The 26,229-nt window shown below is 67.2% G+C and carries 22 protein-coding genes and 1 tRNA gene; 16 read left to right on the forward strand and 7 right to left on the reverse strand.

The window, feature by feature from the left end:
* Positions 1–12 precede the first annotated feature (12 nt).
* The 4 genes from LRP66_RS04980 (at position 13) to LRP66_RS04995 (ending at position 5,453) form a co-directional block, all read left to right on the forward strand.
* A complete protein-coding gene (locus LRP66_RS04980; protein ID WP_230481403.1) occupies positions 13–2,034 on the forward strand; it encodes a protein-disulfide reductase DsbD family protein in 2,022 nt (673 codons plus the stop codon).
* A gap of 208 nt (positions 2,035–2,242) precedes the next feature.
* On the forward strand, positions 2,243–3,736 hold the full coding sequence (locus tag LRP66_RS04985) for a circularly permuted type 2 ATP-grasp protein (protein WP_230481404.1): 1,494 nt from the start codon (positions 2,243–2,245) through the stop codon (positions 3,734–3,736).
* On the forward strand, positions 3,736–4,671 hold the full coding sequence (locus tag LRP66_RS04990) for an alpha-E domain-containing protein (protein WP_230481405.1): 936 nt from the start codon (positions 3,736–3,738) through the stop codon (positions 4,669–4,671). Before LRP66_RS04985 ends, LRP66_RS04990 begins: the two co-directional genes overlap by 1 nt.
* The gene (locus LRP66_RS04995) at positions 4,671–5,453 is read left to right on the forward strand and encodes a transglutaminase family protein (RefSeq protein WP_230481406.1); all 783 of its coding nucleotides are present in this window, start codon (positions 4,671–4,673) and stop codon (positions 5,451–5,453) included. The genes LRP66_RS04990 and LRP66_RS04995 overlap by 1 nt, the downstream gene beginning before the upstream one ends.
* Before the next feature lie 109 nt (positions 5,454–5,562).
* On the opposite strand, the gene LRP66_RS05000 is transcribed toward LRP66_RS04995, so the two are convergent.
* Together LRP66_RS05000 and LRP66_RS05005 are read right to left on the reverse strand one after the other, a co-directional pair.
* A complete protein-coding gene (locus LRP66_RS05000) occupies positions 5,563–6,345 on the reverse strand; it encodes an arginyltransferase (RefSeq protein WP_230481407.1) in 783 nt (260 codons plus the stop codon).
* Between the two features lie 116 nt (positions 6,346–6,461).
* Positions 6,462–7,718, reverse strand: coding sequence for a threonine ammonia-lyase (locus LRP66_RS05005; RefSeq protein ID WP_230481408.1), 1,257 nt, complete (start codon positions 7,716–7,718; stop codon positions 6,462–6,464).
* 752 nt (positions 7,719–8,470) lie between these two features.
* Here LRP66_RS05005 and LRP66_RS05010 point away from each other — a divergent pair.
* The 4 genes from LRP66_RS05010 to LRP66_RS05025 all read left to right on the forward strand — a co-directional run bounded on the left by LRP66_RS05010 (position 8,471) and on the right by LRP66_RS05025 (position 12,705).
* Positions 8,471–10,321 (forward strand): potassium transporter Kup, encoded by a 1,851-nt coding sequence (locus LRP66_RS05010; RefSeq protein WP_443026660.1) that lies wholly within the window; start codon positions 8,471–8,473, stop codon positions 10,319–10,321.
* A 3-nt stretch (positions 10,322–10,324) separates the two neighbouring features.
* A complete protein-coding gene (locus LRP66_RS05015) occupies positions 10,325–10,861 on the forward strand; it encodes a 2'-5' RNA ligase family protein (RefSeq protein WP_230481410.1) in 537 nt (178 codons plus the stop codon).
* A gap of 57 nt (positions 10,862–10,918) precedes the next feature.
* A tRNA-Met gene (locus LRP66_RS05020) sits at positions 10,919–10,995 on the forward strand.
* Between the two features lie 528 nt (positions 10,996–11,523).
* Complete coding sequence (locus LRP66_RS05025; protein ID WP_230481411.1) at positions 11,524–12,705, forward strand: GGDEF domain-containing protein; 1,182 nt, start codon at positions 11,524–11,526, stop codon at positions 12,703–12,705.
* A 3-nt stretch (positions 12,706–12,708) separates the two neighbouring features.
* Here the strand turns inward: LRP66_RS05025 and fdhD are convergent, their stop codons facing one another.
* The 3 genes from fdhD to LRP66_RS05040 are packed head-to-tail and all read right to left on the reverse strand — an operon-like array spanning position 12,709 to position 16,317.
* Positions 12,709–13,515 carry a formate dehydrogenase accessory sulfurtransferase FdhD gene (gene fdhD, locus LRP66_RS05030; protein ID WP_230481412.1) on the reverse strand — a complete coding sequence of 269 codons (807 nt, stop codon included), beginning with the start codon at positions 13,513–13,515 and terminating at the stop codon, positions 12,709–12,711.
* Positions 13,512–14,018: a molybdenum cofactor guanylyltransferase gene (gene mobA / locus LRP66_RS05035; RefSeq protein ID WP_230481413.1), complete on the reverse strand. Its 507-nt coding sequence runs from the start codon at positions 14,016–14,018 to the stop codon at positions 13,512–13,514. The genes fdhD and mobA overlap by 4 nt, the downstream gene beginning before the upstream one ends.
* Positions 14,019–14,028: 10 nt before the next feature.
* Positions 14,029–16,317 carry an FdhF/YdeP family oxidoreductase gene (locus LRP66_RS05040; RefSeq protein WP_230481414.1) on the reverse strand — a complete coding sequence of 763 codons (2,289 nt, stop codon included), beginning with the start codon at positions 16,315–16,317 and terminating at the stop codon, positions 14,029–14,031.
* A 121-nt stretch (positions 16,318–16,438) separates the two neighbouring features.
* On the opposite strand from LRP66_RS05040, the gene trxB reads away from it, so the two are divergent.
* A complete protein-coding gene (trxB, locus tag LRP66_RS05045) occupies positions 16,439–17,407 on the forward strand; it encodes a thioredoxin-disulfide reductase (RefSeq protein ID WP_230481415.1) in 969 nt (322 codons plus the stop codon).
* A gap of 22 nt (positions 17,408–17,429) precedes the next feature.
* On the opposite strand, the gene LRP66_RS05050 is transcribed toward trxB, so the two are convergent.
* Complete coding sequence (locus tag LRP66_RS05050; protein ID WP_230481416.1) at positions 17,430–17,885, reverse strand: universal stress protein; 456 nt, start codon at positions 17,883–17,885, stop codon at positions 17,430–17,432.
* A gap of 129 nt (positions 17,886–18,014) precedes the next feature.
* Here LRP66_RS05050 and LRP66_RS05055 point away from each other — a divergent pair, with 129 nt between their 5' ends.
* The 6 genes from LRP66_RS05055 to LRP66_RS05080 all read left to right on the forward strand — a co-directional run bounded on the left by LRP66_RS05055 (position 18,015) and on the right by LRP66_RS05080 (position 23,392).
* Positions 18,015–19,358, forward strand: a complete 1,344-nt coding sequence (locus LRP66_RS05055; protein ID WP_230481417.1) for a pyruvate dehydrogenase complex dihydrolipoamide acetyltransferase — start codon at positions 18,015–18,017, stop codon at positions 19,356–19,358.
* 19 nt (positions 19,359–19,377) lie between these two features.
* A complete protein-coding gene (locus LRP66_RS05060) occupies positions 19,378–19,590 on the forward strand; it encodes a hypothetical protein (RefSeq protein ID WP_230481418.1) in 213 nt (70 codons plus the stop codon).
* Entirely contained in the window at positions 19,587–19,982 is a 396-nt protein-coding gene (locus tag LRP66_RS05065; protein WP_230481419.1) for an acyl-CoA thioesterase, read from the forward strand. The genes LRP66_RS05060 and LRP66_RS05065 overlap by 4 nt, the downstream gene beginning before the upstream one ends.
* Positions 19,983–20,042: 60 nt before the next feature.
* A complete protein-coding gene (lpdA, locus tag LRP66_RS05070) occupies positions 20,043–21,455 on the forward strand; it encodes a dihydrolipoyl dehydrogenase (protein WP_230481420.1) in 1,413 nt (470 codons plus the stop codon).
* A gap of 167 nt (positions 21,456–21,622) precedes the next feature.
* Positions 21,623–23,005 (forward strand): hypothetical protein, encoded by a 1,383-nt coding sequence (locus tag LRP66_RS05075; RefSeq protein ID WP_230481421.1) that lies wholly within the window; start codon positions 21,623–21,625, stop codon positions 23,003–23,005.
* 48 nt (positions 23,006–23,053) lie between these two features.
* A complete protein-coding gene (locus LRP66_RS05080) occupies positions 23,054–23,392 on the forward strand; it encodes a DUF3140 domain-containing protein (RefSeq protein WP_230481422.1) in 339 nt (112 codons plus the stop codon).
* 311 nt (positions 23,393–23,703) lie between these two features.
* Here LRP66_RS05080 and LRP66_RS05085 read toward each other — a convergent pair whose 3' ends face one another.
* Entirely contained in the window at positions 23,704–25,458 is a 1,755-nt protein-coding gene (locus LRP66_RS05085) for a fatty acyl-AMP ligase (protein WP_230481423.1), read from the reverse strand.
* A gap of 128 nt (positions 25,459–25,586) precedes the next feature.
* On the opposite strand from LRP66_RS05085, the gene LRP66_RS05090 reads away from it, so the two are divergent.
* On the forward strand, positions 25,587–26,117 hold the full coding sequence (locus LRP66_RS05090) for a regulatory protein RecX (RefSeq protein WP_230481424.1): 531 nt from the start codon (positions 25,587–25,589) through the stop codon (positions 26,115–26,117).
* The last annotated feature ends 112 nt before the right edge of the window (positions 26,118–26,229 follow it).

Below are 26,229 nucleotides of genomic sequence, written 5' to 3' on the forward strand. Positions count from 1 at the left end.
CAAGGTCGGTCGATGCGCGGTTGGTTTTACATCCTGATGACGATGCTGTTCATGCTGGCGGGCGCAAGCCCCGGCATGGCCGAGAGCGCCCCCGCGCCCGGCGCGATCCATCTGCCGATGCGGCTGGTCGCCGAAAGCGCCACCCCCGCTGCGGGCGGCACGGTCACGCTGGCCATCGTGGCGACGCCCGACAAGGGCTGGCACGGCTATTGGAAGAACGGCGGCGATGCGGGGCTTCCGACCGAGGCGCACTGGACGCTGCCCAAGGGTGTGACCGCGAGCGAGCTTCGCTATCCGGTGCCGGGGCGGCTGAAGATCGCGGGCCTGATGAACTATGTCTATGAGCGGCCCTTCGCGCTGCTCGTCGAGCTGAACGTCCCGGCCGGGCTGGCCAGGGGCACGCCGCTGCCCGTCACCGTCAAGCTCGACTATCTGGTCTGCACCGACACGATCTGCGTGCCCGAAAGCCAGACCCTGTCGACCCGCCTGACCGTCGGCGACGGTGCGGTCGAGCCCGCCGCGCGCGCGCAATTCGATCGCTGGCGCGCCGCCCTGCCCAGGCCGCTGGGCGGGGATGGAGTGATCGAGACCAGGGGCAAGGATGTGCGGATCGCGGTGCCGCTCCCCGCCTCGGTCGCGGTCAAGGACGCCTATTTCTTCCCCGATCGCAGCGGGGTGATCGACCATGCCGCGCCGCAGGTCTTGAGCCGCAAGGGCGACCAGCTCATCCTCGCCATGCCCGCCGCCGCCGTGCCGACCGCCGGGCCGGTATCGGGCGTGCTGTCGATCGGCGAGGGGCAGGGCCTGTCCTTCGCCGCCAAACCAGGCGCGGTCGCGCAGGCGGGGGGCGAGGCGGACACGGGGGCAGGCGCGGTCGTGCTGGCGTTCCTGGGGGCGGTTCTGGGCGGCCTGCTGCTCAACATCATGCCCTGCGTCTTCCCGATCCTGAGCCTCAAGGCGCTGAGCCTGGCGAAGGGCGGCGCCGATGAACGTCATGCCCGGACCGAGGCATTGGCCTATACCGCCGGCGTCGTGCTGGTCTGCGTGGGGCTGGGCGTGATCCTGCTCGCGTTGCGCGCGGGTGGGCAGAGCGCGGGCTGGGCATTCCAGTTGCAGGATCCGCGCGTGATCGGCGTGCTCCTGCTGCTGGTCGCCGCCATCGCCTTCAACCTGGCCGGGCTGTTCGAGCTGCCGACGCCCGCCTTTGCCGGGCGGTCGGGCGCGATGGGGTCGTTCGCGACCGGCGCGCTGGCCGCCTTCGTCGCGACGCCCTGTTCGGGGCCGTTCATGGCCGGAGCGCTTGGCGCCGCGCTGGTCCTGCCCGCCGCCGCCGCGCTGGCGGTGTTCGCGGGACTGGGGATCGGGATCGCGCTACCGTTCATCGCGATCGGCTTCATCCCCGCCCTGCGACGGCGCTTGCCCAAGCCGGGGATGTGGATGGTGCGTCTGCGCCATATCCTGTCGGTGCCGATGTTCGCGACCGCGCTCGCGCTCGCCTGGATATTGGGACAGGAGGCGGGCGTGACCGGCATGACACTTGGCCTCGCGGCCGCGCTTCTCGCGTCGCTGGGCTTCTGGTGGACGGGACTGCGCCAGCATGGCGGCAAGGGCCACGCGGGCTGGCCAGCGATCGCCGCGCTGGTGCTGGCGGTCGGCATCGTCGTCACCGTCAGGCCCGCCGCCGCCGTCGCCAAGGCGACCGCCGACACGGCGTTCACCGAAGCCAGGCTGGACGACCTGCGCAGGCAGAACCGCCCCGTCTTCGCCTATTTCACCGCCGACTGGTGCCTGAGCTGCAAGGTCAACGAGGCCGCCGCGATCGAGCGATCGTCGGTGCGCGACGCCTTTGCGCGCAACAAGGTGGCGGTGCTGGTCGGCGACTGGACCGATGGCGATCCGGTTTTGGGACGTTTCATCGAGCGGCATAACCGGGCCGGGGTGCCGCTCTACCTCTATTACGCGCCCGGCACGAAGGAGCCCAGGGTGCTGCCCCAGGTGCTGACGCCATCGATGCTGGAGGGGCTGGGGGCGTAACTCGCTCACATTCCTCCCCTTGCAGGGGAGGTGGCAGGCCGTCAGGCCTGACGGAGGGGTGTCCCGCTCTCGAGAGGGTGACACCCCTCCGACGCGCTGCGCGCGCCACCTCCCCTTACAGGGGAGGAATTATAGTGCGCCCCCCTTGCACACCCCCATCATGCGGTGCAGCATGGAACCCGGCCACTAGGGGGAGCGTAACGACCGGATGGGGACAATCGCCGCGTTCGACGAAATCATGGGGGCCTCCGGCGCTGCGGCGCCGCGACCCGAACTTTCTGCGTTGCAACGCTGGCTGGATTACACCCCCGATGGCGAACTCCGCCGCCGCCAGCAGGCGGCCGAGGCGACCTTCCGGCAACTGGGCATCACCTTCGCGGTCTATGGCGAAAGCGACGCGGCCGAGCGGATCATCCCGTTCGATATCGTGCCGCGCGTCTTCCTGCCCGACGAGTGGGCGCGGCTGTCCGAAGGGCTGGTCCAGCGGGTCGAGGCGATCAACGCGTTTCTCGACGACATCTATGGCGAGCGGAAGATCCTGCGCGACGGCGTGCTGCCGCCCGATCTGATCTTCGGCAATCCGCAATTCCGCCCCGAGATCGCGGGCATACGGCCGCCGCACGGCGTCTGGGCGCATATTTGCGGCATCGATCTGGTCCGCACCGGCCCGGACGACTTCTTCGTGCTGGAGGACAATGCCCGCACGCCGTCCGGCGTCAGCTACATGCTGGAGAATCGCGAGGCGATGCTGCGCCTCTGCCCCGAGCTTTTCCGGCAATTCCGGGTGGCGGCGGTGGACAGTTATCCCGACCGGCTGCTCGCCACCATGAAGTCGGTCGCGCCGCACGGCGTCGCCGAGCCGACCTGCGTCGTCCTGACGCCCGGCCATTACAACTCGGCCTATTACGAGCACAGCTTCCTCGCCGACTCGATGGGGGTCGAACTGGTCGAGGCCGCCGACCTGGTGGTCGACGACGATATCGTCTGGATGCGCACCATCGCGGGTCGGGTGAAGGTCGATGTCATCTATCGCCGGGTCGATGACGATTTCCTCGATCCGCTGGTCTTCCGCCCCGATTCGATGCTGGGCGTGCCCGGCCTGATCGCCGCCTATGCGGCGGGCAATGTCGCGATCCTCAACGCGCCGGGCAACGGCATCGCCGACGACAAGGCGATCTACAGCTATATGCCCGATATCGTCCGCTATTATTCGGGTGCCGAGCCCAAGCTGAAGAATGTCGAGACGTGGCGCTGCCGCGAGCCCGACGCGCTGGCCTACGTCCTCGATCACCTCGACGAGCTGGTGGTCAAGCTGGTCGATGGATCGGGCGGTTACGGGATGCTGGTCGGTCCGACCGCGAGCAAGGTGCAGATCGAGCATTTCCGTGCCGCGCTGATCGCCGAGCCGCATCGCTACATCGCGCAACCGACGCTGGCGCTCTCGACCGTGCCGACCCTGGTCGAGAGCGGCGTCGCGCCGCGTCATGTCGATTTCCGCCCGTTCGTCCTGACGGGCCGCAACGGCGTGGAGGTGACGCCGGGCGGCCTGACCCGCGTGGCGCTTCGCGAAGGATCGCTGGTCGTCAATTCGAGCCAGGGCGGCGGGACCAAGGACAGCTTCGTGCTGCTCGCCCCCGAACCCGATAGCTGGATCCAGGTGCAGGGCCAGGAGTCGCAGATCCAGACGCAGGGGGTTCGCTGATGCTCTCGCGGACCGCATCCTCGCTCTACTGGCTGGGCCGCTATTTCGAGCGGGCGGATTTCATCGCCCGGCTGGTCGAGGCGACCGTCCGGCTCGACGTGCTGTCGCCGCGCTCGGCGGGGCTGGCGGCGTGGGGCTCCGCGCTGGCGGTGACCGACACCGCGAGTGCCTTTGCCGAGGGCGGACGCGAGATGCGGCGGCGCGAGGTCGCGCGCTTCCTGACGGTCGAGCCCTGTCATCCCGGATCGATCGTCCGCTGCGTCGACATGGCGCGGACGAACGCGCGCGCGGTGCGCACCGCGCTGACCCGCGAGGCGTGGAGCGCGATCAACCGCGCCTGGCTGCATTTCGAGGCGCGCCCGGCGGCGGAGGATCCGACCGCGGTGCTGAGCCTGGTCGAGGCGGTGAAGAACGAGACGCGCGGGTTCGAGGGCGCGGTCCATCGCATGTTGCGCAACCAGACGACCTGGTTCATCCGGCTGGGCCAGGCGGTCGAGCGCGCGGACAACACCGCGCGGCTGCTCGACGTGAAGTATCATATCCTTCTGCCTGCGGGCGAGCGGATCGGCGGCGTCGTCGATCGCGACCAGTGGACGACGATCCTCCAGACCGTGTCCGCCGTCACCGCCTATCGCTGGCTCTATTCCGATGGGCTCAAGCCCGCGAACGTCATCGACCTGCTGATCGCGCGCGCCGAACTGCCGCGCAGCCTGGCGGCGTCGGTCGAGGAGACGGTGGATGTGCTGGGGCAACTCGCCCGGCGGACGGGGCAGCATGGGGAGGCGGATCGTATGGCTAGGTTGCGCGCAAACCGGATGACGAAGACGCGGTCGGGAGACGTGATCGCGGGCGGACTTCACCAGTATCTCGAAGCCTTTATTCAGGAGAATGCCCTGCTGCACGCCGCGATCGGCCGTCAGTTCAAGTTCGCCTGATGCGCATCGCGATCGAGCACCAGATCGTCCACCGCCCCAAGGCCGGTCGGGCGACGATGGTCCACATGCTTCGCCTGACGCCGGAGAATTTCGACGATCAGACCGTGGCCCACTGGCGGATCGACGTCGATTGCGACGCGCGGCTGCGGCGCGGCCATGACGGCTTCGGCAATGCCGTGACCATGCTCTATGTCGAGGGGCTGCCCGAGCAGGTGACGATCACCGCGACCGGCGAGGTGCTGACCAGCGACGCACATGGCCTGATCCACGGCGCGACCGAGACGCTGCCGCCACCGCTCTTCCTGCGAGCGACGCAGGCGACGACGGGTGATCCGCACATCGCGGCCTTCGCGGCGCAAGCGGTCGAGGGAAGTGACGGGTCGCTATCGGCGCTCCATGCGCTGAATGCCGCGCTGCATCGCCGCTTCACCGTCGATCGTGAGGCCAGGCCAGAGGGGCTGGATGCCGCCCAGGCCTTTGCGCAGCCCGTCGTCACGCCGTGCGATCTGGCGCACATCTTCTGCGTCGGTGCGCGATCGCTCGCTATCCCCGCGCGCTATGTCTCGGGCTTCGCCGCCTGGGGGGACGATATGCGCGGGCAGCCGCATTGCTGGGCCGAGGCGCATGTGGAGGGACTTGGGTGGATCGGCTTCGACCCGTGCACGGGGCTCAGTCCGACCGATCGCCATGTCCGCGTCGCGGTCGCGCTCGATGCGACCGGTGCCGCCGCCGTGGCTGGCGAGCCCTGGGGCAGTGGGACCAGTGGGGGCGACGCGCAATAGATCCCGCGCGCACGACGTCGGTGAGGCACCAGGCTCCCGTACCACCCTGGCGGACGCCGGAATGGTCAATGCGGCGTGTGCGGGGAAATCGGCTGGCGGAGGGCGTTCGTCATCGCAACGTCTCCGTGGGTGAGGGCAGGGGCGCGGTGGCCTGATCGCCGGTGAAGGTCGCCCAGCCGCGCGGGCCGAGCGCTTCGAGCGGCTGGTAGCGGGTCTTGTACGCCATGCGCGGCGACCCCTTCACCCAATAGCCGAGATAGACATAAGGGAGATCCGCCGCGCGGGCGCGCAGGATGTGATCGATGATGATGAAATTGCCCAGGCCCGGGCGAGTCTCGTCCTGCGTCTCGAAGAAGCTGTAGATCATCGACAAGCCGTCGCCCTGCCGGTCGGTCAGGCAGGTGCCCACCAGCCGCCCGCGCTGCCCGTCGGGACCGCTGGGCTCGCGATATTCGACCAGCACCGACTGGACCGGCGACAGCTCGACCATGTCGGCATAGTCGCTTTCGTCCATCGCCGACATGCCGCCGCCGGGATGCCGCTCACCCAGATAGCGGCGAAGCAACTGGAATTGCTCGCTGGTCGCCCAGGGCTGGCAGGCGGTGACCTCCAGGTCGGCATGACGGCGCAGCAGCTTGCGCTGCGTGGCATTGGTCTGGAAACCGGCGGCGACGACGCGGACCGAGACGCAGGCGCTGCATCCCGCGCAGGACGGGCGATAGGCGACGCCCTGGCTGCGGCGGAACCCGATACGGCTCAGCGCCTCGTTCAACTCGCTGGCATGTTCGCCGTTAAGCTCGGTGAACACCTTCCGCTCTTCGCGCCCCGGCAGATAGGGGCAGGGGGACGGGCTGGTGACGAAAAAGCGCGGAAAACGAAAGGGCGCGGTCACCGCCGGGCAGCTCCATGAAGGGGGGAGAGTGATCGCCCCTTATTGCCGATCTTCCCGTCCGAAGCGATGGGGGAGCATCGTTCGGAAACGGGACGATTGGACGAAAATGAATGAATTCAGGCTAGTTCGACCTGGGTCGTCTCATAACCACCGGCCCGCAGCGCCTCGATCAGCCGGTGCAGGTGAAGCGCGTCGCGCGTCTCGCACTCGATGTCGGTGATCAGTCCCTTGGCGGGCAGGGTGGTGAAGACGCGCTGGTGATAGACCTCGATGATGTTGACCCGCTCGCGGTCGAAGATGCGCGCGACGTTGAACAGCGCGCCCGGCTGGTCCTGCAACCGGATGCGCAACCGCGCCAGCCGACCCGAACGCGCGAGATCGCGGAGCAGCACGTTGGCGAGCAACCGCGTGTCGATGTTGCCGCCGCACAGGACGATGCCGACGGTCTTGCCGCGGAACCGCTCGGGATGCGACATCAGCGCGGCGAGCCCGGCCGCGCCCGCGCCCTCGACCACGGTCTTCTCGATCTGGAGAAGGGCGCTGACCGCCTCTTCGAGATGGCGTTCGTCGACCAGGACGATCTCCCGAACCAGCTCCGCGACCAGTTGCGAGGTCAGTCCGCCCGGCACCTTGACCGCGATGCCCTCCGCCAGCGTATCGCCTGCGCAGGGCAGATCGGTGCCGTTCAGCTTGTTGTACATGGACGGGAACAGCTCGGCCTGCACGCCGACCACCTCGACCGGGCGCGGCATCGACGCGGCGACGGTGGCCATGCCGGAGATCAGCCCGCCGCCGCCGATCGGCACGATCAGCGTGTCGATGTCGGGCGCGTCCTCCAGCATTTCCAGCGCCACCGTCCCCTGGCCCGCGATCACGCGCGCATCGTCGAACGGGTGGACGAAGGTAAAGCCGCGCTCCGCCTCCAGCACGCGGGCATGGGCATAGGCGGCGTCGAACGTATCGCCCTCCAGCACCACGGTCGCGCCGTGTCCCTCGGTCTGGACGATCTTCACGATCGGCGTGGTGCGCGGCATCACGATCGTCGCCGGGATGCCGAGCCGATTGGCGTGGTAGGCAAGCCCCTGCGCATGATTGCCCGCCGAGGCGGCGATCACACCCTTGGCGCGCGCCTCGTCGGAAAGCTGAAGCAGCGTGTTGAGCGCGCCGCGTTCCTTGTAGGCGGCGGTGAACTGAAGGTTTTCAAACTTGAGATAGACGGTCGCGCCGGTCAGTTGCGACAGGGTGCGGCTGATCAGGGTCGGGGTGCGGATGATCCGGTCCGAAATGCGCGCATGGGCGGCGCGGACGTCGTCGATGGTGACGATGGGGGACGGGATTACCGAAGCGGCCTCTGGGGCGGGACGACTGACCATGCCTAGCCCCTAGCCGATCGGGGGCGGCAGGTGAACCGTTTCGGATGGGAAAGCTTGGATGGCTCCGCGTTGTGCTTCTCCTTTCCCGCGAGCGGGAGGGGGCGGGGGAGGGCGGAGTGTCTCTCCGGTGGCATCGCTCGCGGCATTCCCTCCCCCATCCCCTCCCGCCTGCGGGAGGGGCGTGCATGTGGCGGGCGGTGTGCGTCACCATTCGCTTCTGCCGGTTTGGTGGAGCGGCCCGCCCACCCCACGCCTCTCCCCTCCCGCAAGCGGGAGGGGTCGGGGGAGGGCAGGGTGTCTCACCGAGGACGTCGCTCGCGGCATTCCCTCCCCCATCCCCTCCCGCAAGCGGGAGGGGCGTGCTTGTGGCGGGCGGTGTGCGTCATCGTTCGCTTCTGCCGATTTGGCGGAGTGGCCCGCGCTCCCCAAGCCTCTCCCCTCCCGCAAGCGGGAGGGGCTGGGGGAGGGCAACGGGGCCTCGCAGAGACCGGCCCCCCCCCCAGGAGAACCGCCCAGTGTTGCCCCGCCGCATCGCCCGCCCGGCCAAATCGTGCCGGGACGCAACAACCGGGATGCGTCCGCGTTGCTGGCCTTTTGGGGCCATGCTAGGGCGGCGCGATGATCACAGGGTTGCCACGGATGTCGCCGATGATCCTCGTCATCACCGGCACGATCGCCCAGTCATGAGCGTCGCCCCGACCGGTCTCGCGACGACGGCGTCAGAGGATACGCATCACCATCATCCCCAGGGCATGGCGCGGCTCGCGCTGGGCGCGATCGGCGTCGTGTTCGGCGATATCGGCACCAGCCCGCTCTACGCCTTTCGCGAGACGTTCGCGAACCCGCACCATCCGCTGCCGCTCGACACCGCGCATATCCTGGGCGTCATCAGCCTGATCTTCTGGTCGATGATGATCGTCGTGTCGGTCAAGTATGTCGCGATCATCATGCGCGCCGACAACAAGGGCGAGGGGGGCAGCCTGGCGCTGCTCGCGCTCGTCTCGGGCCAGACCAAGACGCGGCGCTGGTCGCGCGGCATCGTGCTGCTGGGGGTATTCGCCACGGCGCTGTTCTATGGCGACAGCATGATCACGCCAGCCGTGACCGTGCTCGGCGCGGTCGAGGGGCTCGCGGTCGCCGCACCGGCATTCGGCGGCTTCGTCCTGCCGATCGCGATCACCATCCTGATCGTGTTGTTCAAGATCCAGCGGTCGGGGACCGAGCGGGTCGGCCTGTTCTTCGGCCCCGTCATGATGGTCTATTTCGCGTCGATCGCGGTGCTGGGCGTGATGAGCTTCGTCCAGACGCCGGGCGTGCTTTGGGCGCTTTCGCCGCATTATGCGATCCAGTTCTTCTTCATCGATCCGCTGCGCGGCTTCCTCGCGCTGGGCTCGGTGGTGCTGGCGGTGACGGGGGCGGAGGCGCTCTATGCCGATATGGGGCATTTCGGGCGGCGGCCGATCGGCCTGTCCTGGCTCGTCTTCGTGCTGCCCGCGCTGATGCTCAACTATATGGGGCAGGGCGCGCTGTTGTTCCGCGAGGGCGCCGCCGCGCTCGAAAGCCCCTTCTACATGCTGGCGCCCGAGGGACTGCAGCTGCCACTGGTCATCCTCGCCACCGCCGCCGCGGTCATCGCCAGCCAGGCGGTCATCACCGGTGCCTTCTCGGTCACGCAACAGGCGATCCAGCTGGGCTTCATGCCGCGCCTGCGGATCGAACATACGTCGGCCGCCACCGCAGGCCAGATCTACATCCCGCTCATCAACTGGATGCTGATGGTGATGGTCATCCTGCTGGTGCTGTTCTTCCGATCCTCGTCCAACCTGACCTCGGCCTATGGCATCGCGGTCACCGGGGCGATGCTGATCGACACCTGTCTGCTGGGCGTCGCGCTGACCCGGTTGTGGAAATGGCCGCTCTATGCCGCGGTGCCGCTGCTCGCGCTCTTCTTCGTGGTCGACGGGGCGTATTTCTTCGCCAACCTGACCAAGGTGCCGTCGGGCGGCTGGTTCCCGCTGCTGGTCGGCTTCGTCATCTTCACCTTCCTCACCACCTGGTCGACGGGGCGCAAGCTGATGATCCAGCGGCTGCGCGAGGGGACGATGCCGATCCACATCTTCATCGACTCGGCGGCTGGCGCGGCGAGTCGGGTGCCGGGCACCGCGATCTTCATGACCTCCTCGCCCGAGGGGGTGCCGCACGCGCTGCTCCACAACCTCAAGCACAACAAGGTGCTTCACGAGCGGATCATCCTGTTGACCGTCAAGATCGTCAGCCAGCCCTATTGGCCCGAGGACGATCGCGCCAAGCTGGACGACCTCGGGCACGGCTTCCACCGCCTCGTCCTGCGCTTCGGCTTCATGGAAGAGGCCGACGTTCCCGCCGCGCTCAAGCGGGTCGAGATGGCGGGCGGCAGCTTCAAGATGATGGACACCAGCTTCTTCCTGTCGCGCCAGACATTGCTCGCGGCGGAGCGGCCCGGCATGTCGGTGTGGCGCGAGAAGCTGTTTTCCTGGATGCTGCGCAACGCCGAAAGCGCGATGGAGTTCTTCCGCCTGCCGACCAATCGCGTGGTCGAGCTTGGCAGCCAGGTGGAAATCTAGACGATGTCCGCCGGTTCCGCGCCGATCCCCGCGCCTATCCCCGCGCCTATCATCGTCACCGCGCTGTTCGGGCGTAGCGACCAGGGCTGGTTCGACGCCTTGCGACGCGCGCATTTTCCGCCCGAGCGCAACGTGCTGGACGCGCATTGCACGCTCTTCCACCATCTGCCCCCCTCGGTCGAGGCGGAGCTGAAGCACCGGCTGAACGGCATCACGCGGGGCGTTCGCGCGCCCGAGGCCTGGGCGGGCGGTATCATGTCGCTGGGCCGCGGCGTGGCGATCCGGATCGAGTCGCCGGGCCTCGTCGCGATCCGGCGGGACCTGGTGGACGCGTTTGCGGGCCTCCTGACGCCGCAGGATGCGGGGGGCTGGCGTCCGCACGTGACGATCCAGAACAAGGTGACGCCCGGCACCGCCAAGCTGCTGCAACAACAGATGGAGCGCGATTTCCAACCCCGCGCGATCGAGCTGATCGGGCTTGGCGCGTGGTGGTATCGGGGCGGTCCTTGGGAATTGCTGTCGCGTCATTTGTTCGCTTGACGCCGCCCCGAACCCCTGTCTATAGGCGCGCCTCCACCGGGTGAAACGCCTTGGCATGGCGAAGTAGCTCAGCTGGTTAGAGCAGCGGAATCATAATCCGCGTGTCGGGGGTTCAAGTCCCTCCTTCGCTACCACCCGGTGAATTTCCTGACAGTCCGGCTGCGATTGCGCGCCCCGTGTCATGTCCCGCCTCCCTTGAAAACCTGAGCTCCCTACGCTTCCGCGGTGTTGCTAACGGCGGCAAATGACGCGGCTGTGTCGATGGCATCGGGTGTCAGCATCGAACGTCATCCGAAACGGATCATTCGATCCGCCATGGCCTCGACTCGGGCAGGCGAGGTCGATACCTGTCGCCGAATATTCTGAGGTAAATCGAAGCATTTACCGGTCGGAATGAGCGAAAATTATGATATGCCGCAATGCACAATAATTTTGTTGTGCTATTCCAGTATCTTGATAAACCTGCGGATGAGATAGCATGGTATCTTGATCCAGGTTGATGTATCGCTTTCGCGATGACGGACGGTTAGGCGCGTCGCAACTGGGCGGGCATTTTAACCGGTCCTTCGCTTCTGAAGGTTATGAATTTCTAGACAATTCAGGGGGGCATCGGTTTTTCCGCCGTGAACGCTGCAGTCTACGCACTGATAGCCAATAGCTGCATGGCAGCGCTCTTCGTCATGACCTATGGCGTGGTGGCGGTGTCCTATTCGCGGCAACGTGCGGCGGCGTGGTTCATGGGCAGCTATTTCTTCGGCTTCCTGACGCCGATCTGCGAGTTGCTCGTCCGGTTCACCGACCATGTGCTGCTCTTCTCGCTGCTCGGCTATGCGGTCTTCCTGGGCGGCATATTGATGATGTCGGTCGGGATACAGGCCTTTGCCGGACAGCGCCCGCGATGGCGGTTCGCGGTCGTCGCCTGGATCGGCGGCATCACGCTCAGGCTGGCGATACTGGGTGGGACGCGCGGCACGCTCGGATACGAGATGCTGTTCCAGCTGCCCTTCGCCTTCGCCTCGATCATGGTGCTGCGGTCGGTGGGGCAGATCGGCCAGTCGGGACCGATCCGCGCGATGTTGACGAGCATCTTCGGCGTCATCTGCGCGCACTTCCTCGCCAAGCCGTTCCTCGCCGCCGCGATCGGGTCGGGCGAGTCCGCCAAAGCCTATGTCAACAGCGTCTATGCGGTCGCGTCGCAGGTCTCGACCGGCGTCCTGCTGGTCGCGGCGGGCCTGTTCCTGATGCTGCTGGTCATCCAGAAGGCGCTGGAGGAGACGATCCTCGACGCCGAGACCGATCCGCTGACCGGGCTGACCAATCGGCGTGGCCTGTCGCGCATGGGGCCGCGCCTGATGGCCGAGGCCGAGCGTCAGGGCTATGGGCTCTATGTCCTCATGCTCGACCTCGATCATTTCAAGCGGATCAACGATCAATATGGCCATGCGACGGGCGACTCGGTGCTGGTCGCCTTTGCGCGCGTCCTCGAAACGCTGGCCGCGGAGGACGTACTGACCGTCCGCATGGGCGGCGAGGAATTCGCGCTGTTGGTCCCCGATGCCGACAGCGCGCCCGACGGGCTCGACAATCGCGCGACACGGCTCGGGCGAGCGATCCGCGTCGCGTTGGAACCCTTCGAGGACCGGGGCATGCCTCCGCTGACCGTCAGTGGCGGGGCCGTCCGCTACATGCGGGGCGAGACGCTGGAGGGCATGATAGCTCGTGCCGACCAGCTCGCCTATCGCGCCAAGCGTGCCGGGCGCGATCGGATCCTGCACGACCGATCGGATATCGTCCCCGAACGTGGCACGGCCTGGCCGGAGGCGGCCCGCCTCGTCGCGGGTTAGGCATCACCCGAAGAGCCCATGCGGATCGTGCGCGATCAGCATCGCGTCGGCACGCGCCAGCGCGATCAGGGTCAGGCCGTGCGCACGCGCATGGTCGATCGCCAGGCTGGTCGGGGCGGATATGCCCATCAATAGGCCGACACCCGCGACCAGCGCCTTGTCGACCATTTCGTAGCTGATCCGCGAGGTCACGAGGATGAAGTCGGCCTGGCACGCCGTCGCGCGGGCAAGCTGCCCGACCAGCTTGTCGAGCGCATTGTGCCGTCCGACGTCCTCCGCCGCCGCCAGCACCGCGCCCGTGGCGTCGCAGGCGATGGCGGCATGGACCGCGCCGGTCCGCGCATTGAGCGGTTGATGCGCGCGAATGTCGGCGAGGACGGCGAACAGCGTCGCGGGATGCGCGGCGGGGGCAGGGGGGCGGCGCGTCACCGGACGTTCGATCTGCTCCAGGCCGGACAGACCGCATAGCCCGCAGCTCGTATCGCTGGTCCGGTGACGGACGCGGTCCTGTATGCGACCGCGCAGACCTTCGGCGAGGGTGACGCGGACGATCCACCCGGCCTCCGCCGCAAAGGGCTCGATCGCGATCATGTCGCGGGGCGCGTCGATCAGCCGTTCCGTCAGCAGGAAGCCCGTGGCGAAATCCTCCAGCCGCTCGGGCGTCATCATCATCACCGCATAGCCGAAGCCGTCGACCTCGATCGCCACCGGGCATTCGACCGCCACCGTGCGCGCCATGGCGTCGGTGCCACCGTCCGGACCCAGGCGGATCAGCGTCAGCGGGCGAACCGGCTCGGCATCGACACTCACAATTCGGCGAGGTCGGCGGGGGTGTTCACATTGGCGATGGGCTCGGGCGAGGCGATGGGAATCGCGCCGACCGCCCTGGCCCATCCGCGCATCGAGCGGTCGTGACCCAGCGACAGATGCGCCATCAGATGCGCGCCCAGCGCCGCGGGCCACAGCCCCAGCACCGGCGCATCCTGGCAATAGCTGGGCTCGCGCCGCATGATCGCCTCGATCAGTCCTTCGGGCAGGCGGGGCATGTCGCAACCGATGGTCAGGACGCAGCGAAAGCCGTTGGCGGCGGCATAATCGAGCGCCCCGGCGATCCCGCCCAATGGCCCCAGGCCGGGTTCGGGCATGTCGGGCACCCCGTCATCCCCGCCGACCTGCACCACCCGCGTGCAATAGGGGGCGATCAGGCCGCGCGCATGCGTCACGAGCGGCTGGTCGCCGAGCATGGCGAATGCCTTGTTCGATCCGAAGCGCGACGACCGCCCGCCCGCCAGGACGGCTCCCAAAATGCTCATGACCGCGTGCTCATGCCTGGGCGCGCACCTTCACCGGCACCGACTTGCCCGCGGGCACATGGCTTTCCAGTGCATGATGCTCGAGCGGGATCAGATAGTTGAGTTCGGGGTAATAGCCGCCGATGCACCCTTCCGGAATGTTGTACTCGACGACGCGAAGACCCTCGACCACGCGGCTTTCGCCATCGTCCGCGTCGCCCTCCAGCGCGATCGTCTGACCATCGGTCAGGCCGAGCCGGGCAATGTCGGCCTTGTTCATCATCGCGACCATCCGCGTGCCGCTGATCCCCCGGAAGCGATCGTCATAGCCGTAGATGGTCGTGTTGAACTGGTCGTTCGAACGCAGGGTGATGAGCCGCATCCGTCCCTCGGCAGGCGTGATGCCCGAGGCGTCCATCGCGCGCGGCACGTTGAACTCGGCCTTGCCGCTCTCGGTTTCCCATTTGCGGTGCGACGCCGGGTTGCCCTTCCAGAAGCCGCCCGGTTCGAACAGTCGATCGTTGAAGTTGGCGAACTTGTCCGGATAGACATTCTCGATCGCGTCGCGGACCAGGCCATAGTCGCCGACCCACGCGTCCCAAGGGACGTTGGGATTGGGTTCCAGCACCGCCTTGGCGATGCCCGCGACGATCGCGGGTTCGGACAGCAGGGTGTCGGCGGCGGGCGTCGCCTTGCCGACCGAGCCGTAGATATGGCTGAACGAATCCTCCATCGACACCGCCTGGCGTCCGGCCGCCTGCATGTCGGTTTCCAGACGGCCGAGGCAGGGGAGGATGTAGCTTTCTTCTCCGGGCACCAGATGGCTCTTGTTGAGCTTGGTGGCGATGTGGACGGTGATGGGCAGCTTGCCCCAGGCCGCCTTCATCTTGGCATGTTCGGGGGTCGCGCGCAGGAAATTGCCGCCGAGCTGGACGAATCCTTGCGCCGACCCTGCGATGATCTGGCGGCAGGCTTCGACCGTGTCCCAGCCATTTTCGGTCGGGGGCTCGAACTCGAACAATTCCTTCAGCCGCTCGACGGGGGCAAGCTCGGTCTTTTCGGTGATGCCGACGGTGCGCTGGCCCTGCACGTTGCTGTGCCCGCGAACCGGCCCCGGCCCCGCGCCCTCGCGTCCGATATTGCCGCGCAGCAGCAGCAGGTTGACGATCATGTGCAGCGCATCGATGCCATAGCGATGCTGGGTGATGCCCATGCCATAGACCGCGATGACGCGCTCCGCCTTCATATAGACGCGCGCCGACTGTTCGATCGCGTCGCGGGTCAGACCCGAATCGCGGATGATCTCGCTCCACGCGGCGTTGCGGCAATAATTGGCGAAGTCCTCGAACCGCGTGGTGTGCTGTTCGATGAAGTGATGGTCGAGGATGCGCTTCGTGCCCTTGGCGACCGCGCGGTCGTCTTCCTCGATCACCAGCTTGCAGATGCCGGTCAGCGCGGCGATGTCGCCGCCCGCCTTCACCTGATGATATTGGCTGGAAATGTCGGTCGAGCTGCCGGTCAGCATCTGGACCGGGTTCTGCGGCGAGGCGAAGCGTTCCCAGCCGCGTTCGCGCAAGGGGTTGAAGGTCACGATCTCGACCCCGCGCTTGGCGCAGGCCTGGAGATTATGGAGCATCCGCGGGGCGTTGGTCGCGACATTCTGCCCGAAGGAGAAGATCGCGTCGCACTTGTCGTAATCCTCCATCTGGATCGTCGCGACGGGCGAGCCGATGGCGGACTTGAGGCCGACCGAAGTCGTCTCGTGACACATGTTCGAGCTGTCGGGCAGGTTCTGCTGCCCCCACATCCGCGCGAACAGCGAATACATGAACGAGGTTTCGAGACTGGCGCGGCCCGACGCGTAGAGGACGACCTTGGTCGGATCGCAGGCCTTCAGCTTGGCGCCGATCGCGGCGAACGCCTCGTCCCAGCTTACCGCCACATAGCGATCCGTGGCGCGGTCGTAGCGCATCGGATGGGTCAGGCGGCCCGCCTGTTCCAGGTCGTGATCGGGCCAGGCCTCCAGTTCGGTCACGCTATGCTTGGCGAAAAATTCGGGTGTGACGCGCAGCGAACTCAGTTCCCAGGCGGTCGCCTTGGCGCCGTTCTCGCAGAATTCGGCGATGTGCGGCTTGGCGGGCTTGCCCCAGGCGCAGCTCACGCACATCACGCCGCCGGGCTTGTTCTGGCGGCGCAGCGTGTCGAGCGTGTCGGGCCCAAGCCCTTCCTTGGGGAGGACCTTCGCCATGCCCTTCATCGAACCCCAGCCGCCCGCAGGCGCGGTATATTCGGTGATCCTCACATCGTCTTCGTCGCGCATCGGGCAAATCTCCACTTGCAACGCCCAACGAAGCTAACGCCGAATGGCCGCATGAGAAGCGGTTCATTTTTGTCGCCCGTGTGACTATCTAGGGCGCAAACGTGCTTCACAGGATTACGCCATGACCACCCACGCCACCCGTATGCTGATCCTCGGTTCGGGCCCCGCCGGGCTGTCCGCCGCCATCTATGGCGCGCGGGCGGGGATGCAGCCGATCGTGGTGCAGGGCATCCAGCCGGGCGGGCAGCTCACCACCACGACGGATGTCGAGAATTATCCCGGTTTCGCCGACGTCATCCAGGGCCCCTGGCTGATGGAGCAGATGCAGAAGCAGGCCGAGCATGTCGGTGCGCGGATGATGTGGGACACGATTACCGAGGTCGACCTGACCAACCGGCCCTTCCGTCTGATCGGCGACGGCGGCGACGTGTACGAGGGCGAGGTGCTGGTCATCGCCACCGGGGCGCAGGCCAAGTGGCTGGGCCTGGACAGCGAGGATGCGATGAAGGGCAAGGGCGTGTCGGCCTGCGCGACCTGCGACGGCTTCTTCTATCGCGGCAAGAAGGTCGCGGTGATCGGCGGCGGCAATACCGCGGTCGAGGAGGCGCTGTACCTCACGAACCATTCGGACGACGTGACGCTGATCCACCGCCGCGACAGCCTGCGCGCCGAGCGCATCCTGCAGGAGCGCCTGTTCGCGCATCCCAACGTCAAGGTGCTGTGGAACAAGGAAGTTCGTGAGTTCGTCGACGGCGGCGGCAATGCCGGTCTGGTCGCGCTCGACCTGCTCGACACGGTGACGGGCGAGCATAGCCGCCTGGATGTGGAGGGCGGCTTCGTCGCGATCGGCCACCATCCGGCGACCGAGCTGTTCCGGGGTCATCTGGAGCTCGACTCGGACGGCTATATCGCGGTCGAGACGGGCTCGACCCGCACCAGCGTGCCCGGTGTCTTCGCGTGCGGCGACGTGGCGGACAAGGTCTATCGCCAGGCGGTGACGGCGGCGGGCACCGGCTGCATGGCCGCGCTCGACGCCGAGCGCTTCCTGGCGGCGGCGGAGTTCGAGGATCTGGCCAAGGCGGCGGAGTAAATCCTCCCCGTGCCGGGGAGGATCAGCTCAACCGGTCGATCGCCTCGGGCGTCAGCGATCCGGGAATGATCATCACCGGCACCGGCAGCGCGCCCGCATCGGTGCCGGAGAAATGCGTGACCAGCTGCCCCGGCGCGCCGCTTGCCGCCGCACCGAGGACCAGCGCCGCGATGTCGGGATTGGAGGCGATCATGTCCCGGATCACCCTGGGCCCGTCGCCGTCGCGCACCGTGATCGACGGACGCAGGCCCGATTCGTCGATGATCGTCCCGGCCGCGCTGGCGAGCAGCGCTTCGGCCTGTTGCCGGGCTTCGTCCTCGATCGTCGCCTGGACCCCGCCGAACGCGATGAACTCCTGCGGCGGCAGGACGGTGAGGATTTCGACCCCGCCGCCGGTCTTTACCGCGCGTCGTGCGGCGAAGCGAAGCGCGATTCTCGATTCCGGGCTATCGTCGATCACGACCAGATAGATACGCATGCCGACCCCCTAATTGTCTCCAACCGATGCCGTTACATAGTATTTCATGCAAGGCCATGACTTGACCGAGCGCAATTCGGGCGCAAGAGACGGGCCGCTACGGAATTGGTTTGCCCCGAGAGGACCTCCATGTCGATCGAGATCAAGATGCCCGCGCTGTCGCCGACCATGGAGGAAGGCACGCTGGCCAAATGGCTGGTGAAGGAAGGGGACACGGTGAAGTCCGGCGATATCATGGCCGAGATCGAAACCGACAAGGCGACGATGGAGTTCGAGGCGGTGGACGAAGGCGTCATCGCCAAGATCCTGGTATCCGAGGGGTCCGACAATGTGAAGGTCGGCACCGTCATCGCGATCCTGGCCGAAGAGGGCGAGGATGCGTCGTCGGTCCAGGCGCCCACCAAGTCGGAAACCCCGGCCCCGGCCAACCCGATGCCGACCGACCCCACCGATCCCAACAAGACGGGCAGCGAGGCCAAGCCGGTCGAGCGCACGCTCAGCCAGGCCGAGGATCACGGCAAGCCCGTCGATTCGGGCAAGCAGGGCGGTTCCAGCGTCGGCAACGGCCGCGCGATCGCCAGCCCGCTGGCGCGCCGCATCGCGTCGCAAAAGGGTCTCGACCTCGCGGGGCTGACCGGCTCGGGTCCGAATGGCCGGATCGTCAAGGCGGACGTCGAGAACGCGCAGCCGGGTCAGGCCAAGGCCGCTCCCGCCGCCGCCGCTTCGTCGTCGGAGGCCCCTTCGGCCCCGTCCGCCGCGCCCAAGCCCGCGCAGGTGCCGGATATCCCGCACGAAGCGTCCAAGCTGTCCAACATGCGCAAGACGATCGCGCGTCGCCTGACCGAGTCGAAGCAGCAGGTGCCGCACATCTATCTGACGGTGGACATCCGCCTCGACGCGCTGCTCAAGCTGCGTGGCGAATTGAACGCCGGTCTCGAATCGCGCGGCGTCAAGCTGTCGGTCAACGACATGCTCATCAAGGCGCTGGGCGTCGCGTTGATGGCGGTCCCGAAGTGCAACGTCATGTTCACGCCGGATCAGCTCATCAGCTTCAAGCGCGCCGACATCTCGGTCGCGGTGTCGACCCCGGCCGGCCTGATCACCCCGATCGTGTCGGAGGCGGATACGCGTTCGCTGTCGTCCATCTCGACCACGATGAAGGACCTCGCGACCCGCGCCCGCGACAACAAGCTGCAGCCGCATGAATTCCAGGGCGGCACCGCCTCGATCTCGAACATGGGCATGTTCGGCATCAAGCAGTTCGAGGCGGTCATCAACCCGCCGCAGGGCATGATCCTGGCGATCGGCGCGGGCGAGAAGCGTCCGTACATCGTCGACGACCAGCTTGGCGTGGCGACCGTCATGTCGGCGACGGGCAGCTTCGATCACCGCGCCATCGACGGGGCCGATGGCGCCGAGCTGATGAAGGTGTTCAAGGAGCTGGTCGAGCGTCCGCTCGCCATGCTGGCCTGATCTCGGCCGGGGCGGCGTCATGCGGGTTCGGACCGAGCTGTTCTATATCGCCCTCGGGCTGTTCGCGGCGTTCGACCTGACCTGGCTCGCGGCATGGGCCTATCCGCTGGCCCGCACCGAGATCTTCTGGTGCGGGGCGGGGGCGATGCTCGCGACGGTGGCGATGGGCATCGGCCCGGTCCACCGCGCACGCATCGCCGACCGCATGGCACGGAGGCATTCGGAACAATGAGCACGCTGCCCGATCTCGACCCGACGATCCGCGTCACGGCGATGCCGTCCGACGCCAATCCCTATGGCGACATCTTCGGCGGCTGGCTGATGGGCCAGATGGACCTGGCGGCGGGTTCGGTGGCGTCGCGCCACTCGGGCGGTCGCGCGGTGACGATCGCGGCGGAGGGGATGAAGTTCCACGCCCCCGTGCTCGTCGGCGACGAGGTGTCGGTCTATGCGCGCCTCGTCCATGTCGGCAACACCTCCATGACCATCGAGGTCGAGGCCTGGCGCCGCGCCCGGCACGTCGAGGACGCGACCAAGGTGACCCAGGCGCGCTTCGTCTTCGTCGGAACCGACAAGGACCTCAAGCCGCGTACCGTTCCGCCGATGGCTCCGGCACAAGACTGACATTTATCTGGGGGCGAACCCCACGCACCGCCAAGGCGCGCGTTCAGAAGGAAGAGCAAAGTGGCTGACACTTACGACCTTATCGTCCTCGGCTCCGGCCCCGGCGGCTATGTCGCGGCGATCCGCGCGAGCCAGCTTGGCCTCAAGGTCGCGATCGTCGAGCGCGAGCGGCTGGGCGGAATCTGCCTCAACTGGGGCTGTATTCCGACCAAGGCGCTGCTGCGCTCGGCCGAGGTCTATCACTACATGACCCATGCCGCGCAGTACGGGCTTTCGGTCGAGAAGCCCTCGTTCAGCCTCGACAAGGTGGTCGATCGCAGCCGCAAGGTGGCGGGCCAGCTCAACGCGGGCGTCAAGGGCCTGATGAAGAAGAACAAGGTCGCCGTCCATGAGGGCGTCGGCACGATCACCGGAAAGGGCAAGCTGTCGGTCGTCCAGGGCGACAAGACCACCGAGCTGGCCGCCAAGCACATCATCGTCGCCACCGGCGCCCGGGCGCGCGACCTGCCCTTCGCCAAGGCGGACGGCGAGCGGATCTGGACCTATCGCCACGCGATGGTCCCGCCCGCCATGCCGACCAAGCTGCTGGTCATCGGATCGGGCGCGATCGGCGTGGAGTTCGCCAGCTTCTACAACGACATGGGCGCGGAAGTGACCATCGTCGAGATGCTCGACCGGATCATGCCGGTCGAGGACGCCGAAGTCAGCGAGTTCATGACCAAGCAGCTCACCAAGTTCGGCATGACGATCAAGACCAAGACCGGCCTGGAAAAGCTGGAAGCCACGCCATCGGGCGTGAAGGCCGCGATGAAGGGCCCCGACGGCAAGGTCGAGACCGCCGAGTTCAGCCATGCGATCGTCGCCATCGGCATCGTCCCCAACACCGAGAATATCGGGCTGGACAAGCTGGGCATCGAAACCGATCGCGGCCACATCAAGACCGACGGCTATGGCCGCACGAACGTCGATGGCATCTGGGCGATCGGCGACGTGACCGGCGCGCCGTGGCTGGCGCACAAGGCGAGCCATGAGGGCGTGATCGCCGCCGAGGCCATCGCGCAGGCGCTGGGCAACAAGGATGTCCACCCGCACGCGATGGACAAGGGCAATATCCCGGGCTGCACCTATTCGCGCCCGCAGGTCGCCAGCGTCGGCCTGACCGAGGCGAAGGCCAAGGAAGCGGGCTACAGCGTGAAGGTGGGCAAGTTCCCCTTCATCGGCAACGGCAAGGCGATCGCGCTTGGCGAGGCCGAGGGCTTCGTGAAGACGGTGTTCGACGCCAAGACGGGCGAGCTGCTGGGCGCGCACATGGTCGGCGCGGAAGTGACCGAGATGATCCAGGGCTATGTCGTCGCCCGCCAGCTCGAGACGACCGAAGCCGAACTGATGGAAACGGTGTTCGCGCACCCGACCATCTCGGAATCGATGCATGAGTCGGTGCTGGCCGCTTATGGCCGGGCGATCCACATCTGATCGGGTTTCACGCTTCGAAAAATGGAAAGGGGCTCGCGGTGGCGGGCCCCTTTTTCGTTGCGCATTCCCACGCCTAACCGGGGCCACCAGAGTCCCGACGCATTCCGCTTGCGAAACGGATGGGTTTGGCCGCATCGCTCGATCCGCCACAGCCTGATCCGCGAGCCATGACCCGAGCCCTTTCCCACCGCCTGCGCATATTCGTCGCCGCACTCATCCTGTTCGGGCTGAGCGTGATCGTCTTCGCGCCCGGCTATGTGGAATATGACAGCCTCGGCCAATATGCCCAGGCGTTGAGCGGGCAATATGACGACTGGCACCCGCCAGTCATGGCGCGGCTCTGGTCGGTGTTCGGGCGAAGCGGCGCCATGCCGATGCTCGTCCTTCAACTGGCGGCCTGGTGGCTGGGGCTGGGGGCGCTGGCGATGGGTATCGTCGATCGGCGGCCGCGCGCGGCATTGGCGATCCTGGCCGTGGGGCTGGTCCCGCCCTGGCTTGGCTGGCAGGCGACCGTGCTGAAGGACGCGCAGATGACCGGCGCGACGCTGGCAGCGGTCGGGTTGGTCGGCTGGTGGCGATTGCGCGAGCGGTCGGTGCCGCGTGGCGGCTGGGCGGTCGTCGCGCTGCTGCTCAGCTATGCCGCGCTGGTCCGCGCCAATGCGATCTTTGCGATCGCCCCCCTGGTGGCGATGCTGGTGGCGGAGCGATGGTCGCGCCGGATCATACTCACCGTGGTGCTGACGATCACGACGCTGGCGCTCGCCCCGATCGTCAATCATCGGCTGCTCGCCGCATCGCCCAGCGGCGTGGCGCGCAGCCAGGCGCTGTACGATCTCGCCGGAATCGCGGCGCGCGTGCCCTATGATCCGCGGCTGGGCCTGTCCCCGACCGAGGTGGCGGGGATCCGCGCGAAGGCGTGCGTCCGCCCCTTCTTCTGGGATCCGTTGGGCGAACCGACACGGTGCGGGACATTGCTGCGGCGGTTCGAAACCACGCCGCCGGGGATGATCTACGCGCGGCTCGGCCCCGCCATCCTGCGTCATCCGGTCGCCTATGCGGCGCAGCGGCTGGCGCATCTCAATTCGACCTGGCGGCTCTGGGTGCCGGCACGCTGGCCCAACGCCAATCCGCCCGAAGCCAGCGAACCCAATGATCTCGGCCTGGGCCAGCCGGGGCGGGTCGCGGTGACGTGGCAGCATATGGCGGGAAAATGGGTCGATCTGCCGGTGATGTGGCCGATCGTCTGGATGGTTCTGGCCGCCGGGGGGCTGGCGGTGACGCGGGGACGCGGACTGGCGGGGGCGCTGTTTGGCTCGGCGCTGGGGCTGGAGGCGAGTTTCCTGGTGATCAGCGTCGCGTCCGATTTTCGCTACCATCTCTGGCCGGTGGTCGCCTGCGCGCTCGGCCTGATCCTCGCCAAGCCCTGGCTGGGCGACAGGCGGATCGTGCTGACGACGCTCGGCGCGCTGATCCTGGTGCTGCTGATCGGCGGCATCGCCCGCGCGACCCTGCCGCTGCCGCCGCAAAGCTATGAGGGGATGCTCGGCTGAACCCCAAATGCGGCGGGCGGCGTTGAACACCCGCGAAAGGAGCCGCTGATGGCCGACGATCACGACGAGGTTTACACCGACTTCCAGGAGGCGGTGAACATGGCGCCCGCCGAGCTGGAGACATTCCTCGACACCGCCGAGTCGAAGGAGGTGGGCCAGAAAAAGGGGGGCTCCGATGAGAGCGTCGGGCATGAGTCCGGCCGCAGGATCGTCGCGATCAAGCGCAAGAAGAAGGCCGATCTGACCGACGACGACTATGCGCATATGAAGAAGGTCGTCGGCTATGTGCATCGGCACCTGAAGCAGGGCGGCCCCGACAAGGATGCCGAGCATTCGCCCTGGCGCTACTCGCTGATGAACTGGGGGCATGATCCGTTGAAGGATTGAGGGGCGCGCACCTTCCGTTCCGTTCAGCCTGAGCGAAGTCGAAGGCAATGGGAGTCCGCCTCCCCATACCCGTACCACCCGGCGAAAGCCGGGGTCCAGTACCTCCCCAGTGTGCCCGGCAGGCGCGGCAACCGCCCAAACTGGACCCCGGCTTTCGCCGGGGTGGTGGCGTTTGTCGGGAAGTTAGAGCGTGGCCTTCGACTTCGCTCAGGCTGAACGGCCGGGCGCCAGGGGCTAGAGTCCAGGGGTTGGGAATAAGAAAAGGGCCCGGCCTTTCGACCGAGCCCCTTCCTCCAATCTTCAACCCCGGATCACGCCGCGACGTCGTAGGGCTTGATCTCGCCTGCCAGGTACAGGTTGCGCGCCTTGGCACGGCTCAGCTTGCCCGAGCTGGTGCGGGGCAGGGTGCGCGGCGGGATCAGTTCGATGACGCAGTTCATGCCCGTCACCGCGCGCACGCGCTCGCGGATCTCGTCGCGCAGCCGCAGCCGCTCCTCGTCGTCCGAACTGCGGCACTGGACCAGCACGGCGGGGGTTTCCTCGCCGCCCGGCGTGGTGATGGCGAAGGCGGCGATGTCGCCCGCCTTGAAGCCGGGCAGCTGCTCGACCGCCCATTCGATATCCTGCGGCCAGTGGTTGCGGCCGTTGACGATGATCATGTCCTTGGCGCGGCCGACGATGTAGATATATCCCTTGGACATATAGCCCATGTCGCCCGTATCGAGCCAGCCATCGACCAGGCAGGCGGCGGTCGCTTCTGGATCGCGGAAATAGCCGACCATCACCGACGGGCCCTTGCACCAGACCTTGCCGATCGCGCCGTCGGGCAGGGGCGTGCCGTCCTCTTCGCGGATCTCGATGGTCATGTCGCGCGCGGGCTTGCCGCAATTGACGATGGCGCGGAACCGCTGCGGCCGGTCTGCACCGCGCGCGCCGCCCGACAGCTGGGTTTCCTCGACCAGCTCGACGCGGATGCCCTCGCCCGGCGGCATGATCGACACGGCCAGCGTCGCCTCGGCCAGGCCATAGGATGGCAGGAACGCCGTCGCCTGGAAGCCCGCATCGGCGAAGGCGTCGACGAAGGACTGCATCACATCGGGGCGGATCATGTCCGCGCCATTGCCCGCCAGCCGCCAGCGCGACAGGTCGAACCGGTCCGACGCCTTGGTCTGCGACGAGATGCGACGCGCGCAGATGTCATAGCCGAAGGTCGGCGAATAGCTGATCGAGGTGCCCTGGTTGCGGCTGATCATGTCGAGCCAGGCGAGCGGACGGCGCGCGAAATCCTCGGTCTTGAGGTAATCGGTCGAAACCTGGTTGGCGATCGGCGACAGGAAGCAGCCGACCAGACCCATGTCGTGATACCAGGGCAGCCACGAGATGCAGCGGTCGCTCTGCTGAACCTTCATGCCATGGCTGTGCGCCGCCAGATTGTTGAGCAACGCATGGTGGGTGATCGCCACGCCATGCGGGAAACGCGTCGAACCGCTGGAATATTGCAGATAGGCGATGGCTTCCGGATCCGCCTTGGGCAGCTCCGCCTCGGGCGCCGGACGCGTGGCGAAGCTCGTCCAGTCGATCCCCTCGACGCCCGCCGCCTCGGCAGCGGCGCCCGCCATCTGCGCCAGCTCCGGCGGGAAAATCAGCATCTTGGGATCGCAGCTCGCAAGCTGGACCCGCAACTGCTCGATATAGCTGTCACGCCCGCCGAACGAGGTCGGCAGCGGCAACGGCACCGGCCAGGCGCCCGCATAGACCACGCCGAAGAAGAGCGCGGCGAATTCCGGCCCCGTTTCCGCGACGAGGGCGATCCGCTCCTCGGGCAGGACGCCCGCGGCGATCAGGCGGCGGGCGCAGGCCAGCGCGTCCTCGCGAAGCTCGGCGAAGGGATAGGCACGGTTGAGGACCCCGCGCGCGTCATGGAAGTTCAAACCGCGAGCGCCCGAGGCGGCATAGTCCAGCGCCTCGCCCAGCGTATCGAAATCGGCGAAGCGGCGTGGGCGCGCATCCTCGGTCGGCGTCGCGATAATGGCGCGCGCGTCGTCCTGATGGTGCTCGATCGTCATGGCCTTGCCTTGGTCCCTTATGCTTTTGCGCCCCCGCTCCATTCGCGGCGAGGACGATTGAATCTTTTCAGCCCGCATTAGCGGCTTCCCGCGTTCTAAATCCGGTGTCAGTGTGGCACAAACAAGGCGTGTCCGCCGAACGTCGCCCTCCAAAGCCACTCGATGGCCGATCTCTGGAGCATCTCGCGCTACGCTATGTCGAGCGGTTTGCGACGACCGAGGGGAAGCTCGTCGATTATTTGAACCGCAAGCTCCGCGAAAGGGGGTGGGCGGAGGCGGATCCGGCGTCCCCCACGGAGCTGGCGGCGCGGATGGTGGCGCTGGGCTATATCGACGACCGCGCCTATGCCGAGGCCAAGGCGGCATCGCTGGCGCGGCGCGGGCTGGGCGCGCGGCGGGTGCGCCAGGCGTTGCAGGCGGCGCGGGTCGGCGTGGAGGATCATGAGGCGATCGCCCCGCAACTCGCCGAGGCGGCACGCGACGCGGCGCTGGCCTTCGCCCGGCGCAAGCGAATCGGTCCCTTCGGCGACGGCACGGCGGATCGTGCGCTGCGGGAGAAGCATTTCGCCGCGATGATGCGGGCGGGCCACGGAACGGCCCTGTCGCGCCGGATCGTCACCGCCGCGCCCGGCGATACGATCGACGAGGATTGTTATTGATCCAGAACAGGATCGGCCGTGCCGCAAGGGATGGGCGGCGGGTTCCGTCCCACTCCGGACCAGCAAAAGTGACCGCTTCGCATTGCAGGCGCGAACAATGGTGCTAGCAATA

Source organism: Sphingomonas sp. Leaf21 (genome assembly GCF_916858675.1).
Classification (GTDB): Bacteria; Pseudomonadota; Alphaproteobacteria; order Sphingomonadales; family Sphingomonadaceae; genus Sphingomonas.